General features: G+C 50.1%; 8 protein-coding genes. 3 read left to right on the forward strand and 5 right to left on the reverse strand.

Features of this window, described 5'->3' with window-relative positions:
• The first annotated feature begins 70 nt into the window (after window positions 1-70).
• Window positions 71-811 carry a DUF4197 domain-containing protein gene (locus JT719_RS19925; RefSeq protein ID WP_207435487.1) on the forward strand — a complete coding sequence of 247 codons (741 nt, stop codon included), beginning with the start codon at window positions 71-73 and terminating at the stop codon, window positions 809-811.
• A gap of 295 nt (window positions 812-1,106) precedes the next feature.
• On the forward strand, window positions 1,107-2,390 hold the full coding sequence (locus JT719_RS19930) for an erythromycin esterase family protein (RefSeq protein ID WP_207435488.1): 1,284 nt from the start codon (window positions 1,107-1,109) through the stop codon (window positions 2,388-2,390).
• 136 nt (window positions 2,391-2,526) lie between these two features.
• Here the strand turns inward: JT719_RS19930 and JT719_RS19935 are convergent, their stop codons facing one another.
• The 5 genes from JT719_RS19935 to lpxD form a co-directional block, all read right to left on the reverse strand.
• The gene (locus JT719_RS19935; RefSeq protein WP_207435489.1) at window positions 2,527-2,799 is read right to left on the reverse strand and encodes a hypothetical protein; all 273 of its coding nucleotides are present in this window, start codon (window positions 2,797-2,799) and stop codon (window positions 2,527-2,529) included.
• A 130-nt stretch (window positions 2,800-2,929) separates the two neighbouring features.
• A complete protein-coding gene (locus JT719_RS19940) occupies window positions 2,930-3,571 on the reverse strand; it encodes an ABC transporter ATP-binding protein (protein ID WP_207435490.1) in 642 nt (213 codons plus the stop codon).
• Complete coding sequence (gene lpxA / locus JT719_RS19945; RefSeq protein ID WP_207435491.1) at window positions 3,561-4,352, reverse strand: acyl-ACP--UDP-N-acetylglucosamine O-acyltransferase; 792 nt, start codon at window positions 4,350-4,352, stop codon at window positions 3,561-3,563. Before lpxA ends, JT719_RS19940 begins: the two co-directional genes overlap by 11 nt.
• A complete protein-coding gene (locus tag JT719_RS19950; RefSeq protein WP_207435492.1) occupies window positions 4,349-5,743 on the reverse strand; it encodes a bifunctional UDP-3-O-[3-hydroxymyristoyl] N-acetylglucosamine deacetylase/3-hydroxyacyl-ACP dehydratase in 1,395 nt (464 codons plus the stop codon). Before JT719_RS19950 ends, lpxA begins: the two co-directional genes overlap by 4 nt.
• Before the next feature lie 31 nt (window positions 5,744-5,774).
• The gene (gene lpxD, locus JT719_RS19955; RefSeq protein WP_207435493.1) at window positions 5,775-6,797 is read right to left on the reverse strand and encodes a UDP-3-O-(3-hydroxymyristoyl)glucosamine N-acyltransferase; all 1,023 of its coding nucleotides are present in this window, start codon (window positions 6,795-6,797) and stop codon (window positions 5,775-5,777) included.
• A 498-nt stretch (window positions 6,798-7,295) separates the two neighbouring features.
• Here lpxD and JT719_RS19960 point away from each other — a divergent pair, with 498 nt between their 5' ends.
• Window positions 7,296-11,471, forward strand: a complete 4,176-nt coding sequence (locus tag JT719_RS19960) for a hybrid sensor histidine kinase/response regulator transcription factor (protein ID WP_242693372.1) — start codon at window positions 7,296-7,298, stop codon at window positions 11,469-11,471.
• Window positions 11,472-11,599: the final 128 nt, after the last annotated feature.

Consider the following 11,599-nt stretch of genomic DNA (forward strand, 5'->3'; position numbering starts at 1 on the left):
TATTTGGCTTGATTTATGCGTAGGCCCTCCTGACCACCGTTGATCAAAAGTAATAAACATGTACGCACGTATGAAAAAACTAGTCTCGCCCTCCTTTGTTTTAAGCGGACTGATTTTAATAGGAGTCTCTTCCTGCACAACCAGCCAGGTACAGCAAGCCATTGGTGGCATCATGCAGCAAACCGGGCAGACGAGCACAGGACCCCTAACCCAAACCGAAGTAGCCAACGGCCTGAAACAAGCCTTATCGCAGGGAATCAATAAAGGTGCCACCCAAGCCTCACAAACTGATGGGTTCTATAAAAACAGCTTGATCAGGATTCCTTTCCCGCCAGATGTGCAGCGCGTGGAAAATACGCTTCGGCAGATTGGCCTGGGCTCTGAAGTAGACAAGTTCATTCTTACCCTGAACCGCGGTGCCGAGGATGCGGCCAAAAGTGCCGCTCCTATCTTCCTGAACGCCATTAAACAGCTTACCTTCAGTGATGTCTGGAACATCCTGCGCGGTGAGAAAGATGCGGCTACCCAGTTCCTGAAGCGTACCACTACCAGCCAGCTCACGGCGGCCTTCAGCCCAATCATGAAACAGTCTTTGGACAAAGTGAATGCCACCAGGTACTATTCAGAACTGGTGAACCGCTACAACAAGATACCTTTGGTGAAAAAAGTAGACCCGAATCTGGAAGCCTATGCTACCCAGAAAGCAGTTGACGGATTGTTTGTGCTGGTGGCACAGGAGGAGGCCAACATCAGGGAGAACCCAGTGGCCCGTACCACTGAGCTGTTACGGCGCGTTTTCGGCTCCAGATAGATTCAATAGATTTCAGATTTAAGACTCAGGAAAAGGTGGTCGCTTTCATAGCAGCGGCTGCCTTTTTTGTTTTTAATTGGGTAAGGCTTGCTTCAGGTAGTTGCAGAAACCTTTTCTAAGTACCACGTGGCCTTTCTGTCAGGATTGATTCTGCTTTTATGTGGTTATTCAAAGAAGGAGGTATTTAGATGCTTCGGTTTTTGACCTTTTTCTGAAAAAATAGGCCAAAAACGAGCAAACTTTTAAAAGCTATGTGGGGTAAAAGGCAGGGAGTTCATATTTCCCTCTTTATTCCATGACTTATTTGAAACTGCCGTATCACCGGCTAGAGACCAAGGCTGATCTTGATATTCTGCTGGACGATATTGGAGATAGCCGCATTGTAATGTTGGGGGAGGCCTCCCATGGCACCTCTGAGTACTATTCCTGGCGCACCGCCATCTCTAAACGCCTCATTGAAGAGAAAGGCTTTACCTTTATTGCCGTAGAGGGCGACTGGCCAGACTGTTATCAGATCAATAAGTTTATCCGGGGGTACTGCAAGCCGGGCACCAAAGTGTCTGATGTGCTCAAAACGTTCAACCGCTGGCCCACCTGGATGTGGGGCAACTGGGAAGTAGCGGCCCTGGTTGAGTGGCTTAAAGAAAACAATGACCGACCTGCCACCAATAAAGTGGGCTTCTATGGATTAGACGTTTACAGCCTGTGGAATTCTCTCCAGAACATTATGAAGTACCTGGAGAAGAAAGACGGGCAAGCCGTGAAAGCCGCTAAAGAGGCCTTTAAATGCTTTGAGCCGTACAGTTCAGATCCGCAGGAATATGCCCGAGCCGTGGCTTACGTTTCAGAAGACTGCGAAGACGAGGTGGTATCTATGCTGCAGGAACTGGGCAAGCGTGAAAACGGAGAAGCCAAGAACCCCGAAGCACTATTTGATGCCGAGCAAAATGCTCTGGTGGCCGTTAATGCTGAGCGTTACTATAAATCTATGGTGCGCGGGGGCGGTAATTCCTGGAACATCCGCGATCACCACATGATGGAGACGCTGGACCGCTTGCTGGAATTCCATGGCCCCGAGTCAAAAGCCATCATTTGGGAGCACAACACGCACATTGGAGACGCCCGCTTCACCGATATGGCGCGTGCCGGCATGGTGAACATCGGGCAACTGGCTAGGGAAAAATACGGCCGCGAAAATGTGTATCTGGCTGGTTTCGGGTCCTATGAAGGCTCCGTGATTGCCGGAGATTCCTGGGGAGCGCCCATGAAAAAGATGGAGGTGCCACCTGCCCGGGAAGGTTCCTGGGAAGACTGGCTGCACAACATGGGGGGATCACCCGATAAACTGCTGCTCTCCAGAGAACTTCGCGAAATCAACGAAGCCCGCCAGCAGATTGCCCACCGCGCCATTGGGGTTGTGTATGACCCTAACCGGGAAAAGTACGGCAATTACGTGCCCACCATTATTCCGGAGCGCTATGACGCTTTCCTGTACCTGGACGAAACCGAAGCCCTAAGACCTTTCATTGTTAAGACCAAGGAGAAAGAGCCACCAGAAATGTACCCGGCCAATGAATAGGCGCAGCAAACCATGATTTTTGAAAAAGCATTTGCGCTATCCTACTACATATATGGGAAAGCCACCGAAAGGTGGCTTTTTTCATGTTTGGAGTTTTGGGGCTGGTTTTCAAAAAAGAGGCTGAGAATAGTTTTCCTTAAGGGGGCTCGGCAAAGGCAGCAATGGCGCGGAAGTTACTTCCGTGACTCACAATCCTCAAGTCACGGAAGTAACTTCCGCGCCATAGTTTTTGTTTTAAAAAAGGTAGGCGGGAAATAGTTAATGCTTTTCTGGCAGCGGAATGGTCTTTGGTTGAGACACTCGTAGGACCTTCGGACACTACGAGGTCTTTGGAGTTTAAGCCACTTTTTAAGCCAACTACAACGCCTTGCTGATCCAGTTTGAGCAACTCGGCTTTTTGAAAAGCCATTCTTCGCCACTGTTGCGATGGGGTTCGTTCAAAAGACCTAGTAGCGTCCAGACCTCGTAGTGTCCGAAGGTCCTACGAGTGTCTCTTTTGATGCTAGTATTTTAAAAACAGCCCATAAACGCAAGGCTGGTTACCCTCTTTTCCGCTCCGGTGCTTTGTAGTGGTACTCGTTGATGGGAAGCTGCTCATCACAGAAGCTGTACTCGTGGGGCACGTTGGAGCCGATGAGGACCAGACGGTTTTGTCTATTGCGCTCCAGATGCTCCAGGTACCAGGCTACGCCAGCTTGGTCCAGGTTGGTAGTGGGTTCGTCCAGCAGCAGGAGGGGAGTGTCTGAGTAAAGGGCCAATCCCAGTTTCAGCCGTTGGCGCATGCCCGAGGAGAAATCCCGCACCAGTTTGTGTCTGGCGGCCTGGAGTTGAAGCAGATCGGGGAGTTGCTGTGGCGTAATGCCTTTCAGGTTCTTAAAGCGGGTGTGGAACTGAATCATTTCCTCCAACGTGAATTCCTCCAGCAGATCCTGGTAAGGAGCGGCGATGGAAAGGTAGCGGTACAACTCATCTACCGGTACTTCATTGCCTTGGAAGGTGTAGGAAACGGCTCCCTCTGAAGGTAGCTGGAACCCGCTGAGGATAGAAAGCAAAGTGGATTTCCCGGATCCATTGTGCCCCAGGATGGCGTAGGCCTTCCCCGAGACAAATTCATAGGACAGATTCCGGAAAATCCACTCGTAATTAAAGCGCTTGCCTAAAGAGGTAAGCTTAATCTGCATCTTTCTGATAGCCTTTGATGATGCCTCTACCGGAGTTACGCACGAAATTCACGATCTCGTCACGTTCTGGGCTAGGCGAAAGGTCAATCTCAATCTTATCCACAGCAGAAGAGGTATTCAGTCCGCTCATGAACAGAATGCGGTAAATCTGCTGAATGTCGTTGATCTGCTCATTGGTGAAACCGCGGCGGCGCAGGCCAATGGAGTTCACTCCGGCGTAGGAAAGCGGCTCGCGGGCAGCTTTGATAAACGGAGGAACGTCTTTGCGCACCAAAGAACCGCCTGATACCATGGCATGAGCCCCGATGCTCACAAACTGGTGTACCGCAGAAGTACCGCCAATGAACACATGGTCATGCACGACAATGTGGCCGGCCAGCTGCACGCCATTGGCTACAATCACGTTGTTGCCAATGATACAGTCATGCGCCACGTGCACGTACGCCATTATAAGGCAGTTAGAGCCAATAGCGGTGGTGTTTTTATCAAGCGCCGTGCCCCGGTTCAGGGTCACGCATTCCCGGATGATGGTATTGTCTCCAATGGTTACCGTAGAAGGCTCGCCTTTGTATTTAAGGTCCTGCGGCGGAGCCGAGATTACCGCACCCGGGAAAATCTGGCAGTTTTTCCCAATGCGCGCGCCTTCCATAATGGTCACGTTAGGTCCAATCCAGGTACCTTCGCCAATCTCCACGTTTTTAGAGATAGTGCTAAACGGCTCTACCACTACGTTGGTGGCAATCTTGGCTTCGGGATGGATGTAAGCTAATGGCTGATTCATGCGTCTTTTCTTACGATACTTGCTAACATCTCGGCTTCCATTACCAATTGCCCGCCCACGTAGGCCTGGCCTTGCATTCTGGCAATGCCGCGTTTAATAGGTGCCAACAGTTCGCATTTGAAAATTATGGTGTCACCTGGTAATACTTTACGGCGGAAACGGCATTTGTCTACGCCCATAAAATACGTCCAGTAATTTTCCGGATCCGGAACGGTGCTCAGTACAAAAATCCCGCCAGTCTGGGCCATGGCCTCAATCTGGATCACGCCCGGCATCACGGGATTGCCCGGGAAGTGCCCCTGGAAGAAAGACTCGTTCATGGTCACGTTCTTTACGCCCGTAACCGTGGTCTCATCCAGGTGGATGATTTTGTCAATGAGCAGGAAAGGGTACCGGTGCGGCAGGGTCTGCGCAATGCGGTTGATGTCCATCACCGGTGTTTTCTTAGGATCATACACCGGCACGTTCTTCACCGATGTTTCCTTGATGTATTTCTTGATTTTCTTCGCAAACGCCACGTTAGACGCGTGTCCGGGACGGGCGGCCAGGATCTGGCCTTTCAACGGACGACCCACCAAGGCTAAGTCACCTATAAGGTCAAGAAGCTTGTGACGGGCAGGCTCGTTTTTGTAGCGAAGGTCAACGTTATTCAGGATTCCTTCCTTCTTCACGGCCACTTTGGGCTTTTTCAGAAGGTCAGACAGATAGTCTAATTCATTTTCTTCCACCACGCGGTCTACCACCACAATGGCGTTGCTCAGGTCTCCGCCTTTGATCAGGTTTTGCTTGTAGAGCATTTCCAGTTCGTGCAGGAAGCAGAAGGTGCGGCAAGAGGCAATCTCATCTTTAAACTGACGCAGGTCGGTCAAAGAGGCATGCTGAGAACCTAAAACCGGTGAGTGGTAATCTACCATCACGGTCACGCGGTAATCATCCAAAGGAAGAATGGCGATCTCAGTTTCGCGGGAGCCGTCCCGGAACATGATTTCCTCCGGTACCTCAAAGAAGTTACGCAGGGCGTTCTGCTCTTCCAGGCCCACTTCCAGCAAAGGTTTCACGAAGAGAATGGAAGAACCGTCCATGATGGGAGGCTCGGGGCCGTCAATCTGGATGAGGACGTTGTCAATCTCCAGGCCTACCAGGGCGGCTAAGACGTGCTCCACTGTATTGACACGGGCGCCGTTCTGTTCAATGGTAGTTCCGCGGGAGAGGTCTACCACGTTGTCTACATCGGCGTCAACAATAGGTTGGTCAGGCAAATCAATGCGCTGGAATTTATATCCGTGATTGATAGGAGCGGGCATGAAGGTCATGTTAGACACTACTCCCGTGTGCAACCCTATTCCGGATACCGTTACCGGCGCCTTTATGGTATGCTGTTTATCGTTCATGAAGCACTAAATAGGTAAAGAGGGCTTAAAGTTAATTCTTTTCTCTGAGTTCCTCTACCTGTTTCTGTAACTCGGGCAGTTTCCGGAAAACGGTCATGCACCTCAAGTTCTGTTTATAATCAAACGCCGGAGACCCCTGGATAATGGTCCCAGACTCTTTTACACTCTTGGAAACACCGGATTGGGCACCGATGATGGTTTTATCAGCAATGGAAATATGGCCTACCACGCCTACCTGTCCGGCCAGGGTGCAGTAGTTGCCTATCTTGGTAGAACCCGAGATGCCGGTTTGGGCCGCCACTACGGTATGGCTGCCAATCTCCACGTTATGGGCAATCTGCACCAGGTTATCGATTTTGGTGCCCGAATGGATGATGGTAGAACCCATGGTAGCACAGTCAATGGTGGCGTTGGCACCGATGCTCACATGGTCTTCCAGGATTACGTTCCCAATCTGCGGGATGGCTTTGTAAGAACCGTCTTTCTGCGGCGCGAAACCAAAGCCGTCGCTGCCAATTACCGCCCCGGCATGTATGGTGCAGGAGTGGCCAATCTTGGTGTCTGAATAAATCTTAGCCCCGGCATAGATGATGGTGTTATCGCCTACGGTTACGTTATCGCCAAGGTAGGCGTGTGGGTAGATGTGAACACCGCTCCCTATTTTGCAGTTTTTGCCTATATATGAAAAAGCACCCCGATAATGGCGCTCGCCAATGGTGGAGTTCTCGCCCATGAAGCAAGGTTCTTCCACGCCTTGTCTGGAAGCGGCTACCGCTTGTTGGTACACCTCCAGCAGCGTAGAGAAAGAGGAATAAGGGTCTTCTACCAGAATAAGGTTGGCAGAAACAGGCTGCTTGAGTTCCAGCGACTTGGCTACAATAACGGCCGTGGCCCCCGTGGTATAGAGGTATGGCTCATATTTGGTGTTAGACAGAAAAGAAAGCGCGCCGGGAGTGCCTTCCTCAATTTTAGCCAGAGTATTCACTTTTGCGTTACCATCTCCCTGCACCTGGCCCTGGAGTAAGTCAGCAATCTGTTGTACCGTAAATTCCATAAAGCAAAGGTAAGTAAACAATTTTTAAACGAGGGCATCTTCACCGAGTGCCTGGTTCCAGGCTTGTGTTCTGGTGTAATTAGAGCCGTTTTCGGCTTGTTTTTCTAAGGCTGCCCCTAAAATGAGCATTCTTGTTTTAAGCCTGTTTTCTGAAAAGAACGCCAGGAATAGCAGAAGCTTGTCTTATAGGCTTTGTTCTGTGTTAAAGCGGCTCTTGCGTTTTTCTTAAAAAGAACCCTTTCAGGTGAACTGGGGTTAAGGCTTTGTTGGCGTTACTGGCTACTTATTGTAAAAAACACTATATTGCGTAGGTGTTTAATTATATAGGTGTGTGATAAACACTCAAATATAAAGGCGCAGAAAGCTCCATGGATTCTCACTAAAAGAGAGTTGCATCATTGGATGTAGGGGAGTTGGTTCTCTTTACTGGTGCAAGCCAGTAAACCGCAGAAGGGGGAGGTTTTACTGGTTCGTTTTTTCTCAGGTGAGTTGTAACGTATGTCAAGGCGCTTTTTTTTAAGTATTGCCACTGTACTGGTCATAGTAGCCAATGTCACCCAAGCCTTGGCTAACTTGCCAGACCAGCGACGCTTCCTGCACATTGATGTCAATAATGGCCTTTCCCATAACCAGGTCACCTGTTTCCTGAAAGACAGCAAGGGCTACATCTGGGTGGGTACTTCGTCTGGCCTCAACCGCTTTGATGGGTATGGAGTAAAAGTCTTCCGGCACAACTCGCGCACCACCGCCTCTCTGCGGGACAACCACATCAGCAAAATTTTTGAAGACCCCGAAGGGAATATCTGGGTAGCCACTCAGAAAGGGCTTACCGTTTACAACCCCATTCTAGACAAGTTTGACCGGGACTATGCTGCACTCCTGAAAAAATACACCCTGCCTGCAGCCCCGGTGCAGGACATTGTGAAAGACAACTTTGGAAATTTCTGGTTTCTGCAAAATGGCCAGGGGTTAACCAGGTTCAACCCCAAGACCAAGGTTTCAACTAAAGTCACGCCCATTCCGGGTAAGACAACCACATTAGGTTCATCTCAGATAAACACTTTGGCTTTCACCAGCCAGGGCGATGTCTGGGTGCTGCATGCCGATGGCTTGCTGGAGAAATTGAACGGCAAGACCTTAAAGGTTGAAGCCCGCGAGACTGGGCTACAGACTCAGTTCCGCCAGCAAGCCCTGGGGTACGGCATGACCATTGACCGGGACGATGACTTGTGGCTGTTCTCTTCCTATGAAAGCGTGGGAGCGTTTCTGTACAAGTCAGCTTCCAGAACCTTCCTGAACTTCCACGAAAATGCCCCGGAACTTCGGCTGAACTCCAATCTGGTAAGAGGCGTGGTGGAGAACGAAGACGGTACCATCTGGCTGGCCACGGATCATGGGGGGGTGAACATCGTAAACAAGAAGGATCTTTCGGTGCAGTTTGTCAAAAACTCGCCGGAAATAAAAAACAGTCTTTCACATAACAGCCTAATCTCCATCTACAAAGACCGGGAGGGGATTATCTGGCTGGGTACTTACAAGAAAGGCCTTAATTATTACCACAAGAACCTGTTCCGTTTTCAGCACCACCAAAATCAGTTGCTGGTGAAAGGCAGCCTGCCGTACGCAGACATCAACCGGTTTGTGGAAGATGCCCGGGGGAACCTTTGGATTGGAACCAACGGAGGCGGTTTGCTTTACTGGAACCGAAGCACCGGTCAATACACCCGCTACCAGCACAATCCCAAAGACCCTACCAGCATCAGCAGCAATGTGATTGTGAGTTTGCTCCTGGACAAAGACCAGAACCTATGGATTGGCACGTACCTGGGCGGGCTGAATAAGTTTGACGGTCAGAAATTTACCCGATACAAACGCGAAGGCCAGGATGCGCTCAGCCTGGGGAACGACAATGTGTGGGAACTCTTCCAGGACAGCAAAGGCAGGATCTGGATGGGAACCATGCGTGGCGGTTTGCAGCAGATAGATCCGCACACCGGCAAATTCAAGCCTTATCACCGTACTGCCGGGCAGGCAGGAATTGAGGCCCTTTATGTGGCTACCATTGCCGAAGACACCAAAGGCAGACTCTGGGTAGGCGGCGACATTGGCGTGGAAGTGCTGGACCTTGCCACCAATAAGCTGGTGCAGTTCCAGAATGATCCCAGAAATCCCAGAAGCCTCAGCAGTAATACTGTGCTTTCTATTTTACAGGACAGTCGGGAGAATATCTGGGTGGGCACCAACGAGGGGCTAAACCTTTTCAACCCTAAAACCAATTCGTTCAGGTTGTTCACCAAGGAGAATGGTCTGGCAGATAACATCATCCTGAACATTCTGGAAGACCGCAACCATGACCTATGGGTGAGTACGCCCAACGGTATTTCCAAACTGGAGATCAGCGGGCGGGAGGCGCAGAACGTTTCCTTCGTGGCGCACAACTATGATGAATCTGATGGGTTGCAGGGCAAAGCTTTCAACGAGAACGCCGCATACTTAACCAGAAAAGGGGAAGTGCTGTTTGGCGGGCCTAACGGGTTCAACCTGTTTCAGCCCAGTAAGCTGAGCTTAAACAAAGTAGCGCCGGCTATTGTGTTCACAGATTTCCAGTTGTTTAACAGGAGCCTGAATGTAGGGGAGGAGGTAGACCACCGGGTGATCCTCACCAAAGCCTTGTCGGCTACCCGGCAGATTGCCCTAAAACATGACCAGAACATGTTTACTGTGGAGTTTGCGGCCCTGAACTTCTTCCATTCAGAAAAGAACAAGTACCAATACAAGCTGGAAGGCTTTGACAAGGAGTGGCACACCACTAACGGTAACAACCGCCGCATCACCTACACCAACCTTGACCCTGGCCAATACCAACTCAAAGTCCGAGCCTCCAACAATGACGGCGTCTGGAACAAGGAAGGCATCAACCTGAACATTGAGGTAGAGGTGCCGTTCTGGCGCAGCAACGTGGCATATGTTCTTTACTTCCTGATAGTGTTCGGGGTGCTTTATCTGATCCGGTGGGTGGAGATGCAGAAAGCCAACGTGAATTTCGCCCTGGAGCGCGAGCGCCGCGAGGTGAAACACATGCGCGAGCTGCACCTCATGAAGATCAAGTTCTTCACCAACATCAGTCATGAGTTCCGCACGCCGCTCACCCTCATTCTGGCTCCGCTGGAGCGTTTGCTGGCCACTACCCAGGACTCGGGGCAGCAGAGACAGTTCCAGATGATCAACCGGAACGCCAAACGCTTGCTGCACCTGGTAAATCAACTGCTGGATTTCAGGAAACTGGAAGTGGAGGAAGTAGCTTTTGCTCCATCGGTGGGCAACATTATCAAGTTCATCAAAGAATCGGTGTACTCTTTTTCTGATCTGTCTGAGAAAAACCACGTGAATTTGTCTTTTGAAACCAGCGTAAAAGAGCTGCACGCCTCTTTTGACATGGACAAATTGGGCAAGATCCTTTTCAACCTGCTCTCCAATGCCTTTAAGTTCACTCCTGAGAACGGCCATATCAAGGTGGAGGTGCAATGCCTGGAGAACGATTCAGAATCGCAGGGTTTGCACCTGCTGGAAATCAAAGTATCAGATACAGGTATTGGTATCTCAAAAGAAGCCCAGGAGAAAATCTTTGATCGGTTCTTCAGGGAAGATGTGCCAGACAACCTGGTGAACCAGGGCAGCGGCATCGGGTTGGCCATTACCAAAGAATTCGTCAAAATCCATGGCGGGTTGATTCAGGTGCGCAGCGAGTTGGGCAAAGGAAGTTGCTTCACGGTGACCTTGCCCATTAAAGTCACAGGTTCTGGTATTAATGGCATTGAAGCAGGCGAACTCACAGAAGAGATAGCGCCAGTGTCCAAAGGTGTGGAAATCACCAAACGGGTAGGGCCGGAAAGTCAGGAGCAAAAACTGGTAGTATTGCTGGTGGAAGATAACGCAGATTTCAGAACCTACCTGAAAGAAAATCTGGGGCAGCATTTCAATGTGGTAGAGGCGAAGAACGGAAAAGAAGGCTGGCAAAAGGCTTTGGCGTATCAACCAGACCTTATTCTGAGCGATCTCATGATGCCTGAAATGAACGGAATTGATTTCTGTAAGAAAATCAAAGCCGATGCCCGTACCACGCACATCCCGTTTGTCTTGCTTACCGCCCAAACCGCCGAGGAGCAGAAATTGCAAGGCCTTGACATTGGTGCCAATGACTACATCACCAAGCCGTTCAACTTTGAAATGCTCCTCTCGCGCATGTCTAACCTGATTACGCAATGTCAGTTGCTGCAGAAAGCGTACGGGAAAAAAATAAGCGTGCAGACCAGTGAGGTAGAGATTGTTTCGTTGGATGACAAACTCATCCAGAAAGCCATCAAAGTGGTGGAGGATAATATTGACTGTCCGCAGTTCTCCGTGGAGCTGATGAGCCGCGAACTGGGCATGAGCCGGGTGTATCTTTATAAACGGATTGTGGCGCTTACCGGTCAAACCCCCATGGAGTTCATCCGGAAGATCCGGTTGGAGCGGGCAGCGCAATTGCTGGAGAAAAGCCAGTTAACTGTGGCCGAGGTGGCGTATGCGGTAGGCTTCAACAATCCGAGGTACTTCTCTAAGTACTTCAAAGAGCAGTACCACATGCTGCCGTCTGTGTATGCAGAAAGCAAGCAATCTCACTCCATCACGTAAGATATTCTTTTTTAGAAAACAGGAAAGCAGCGCTCTGTAGGGTGCTGCTTTTTTGTTTTGCCTTAAGTAACCAGAAGAACCAATCATCTTTTTTTTACCGATTATTTTGGGCCTAATTTTTAGAAAAG

Origin of the sequence: Sabulibacter ruber (assembly GCF_017355955.1) — a bacterium.
Classification (GTDB): Bacteria; Bacteroidota; Bacteroidia; order Cytophagales; family Hymenobacteraceae; genus Nibribacter; species Nibribacter ruber_A.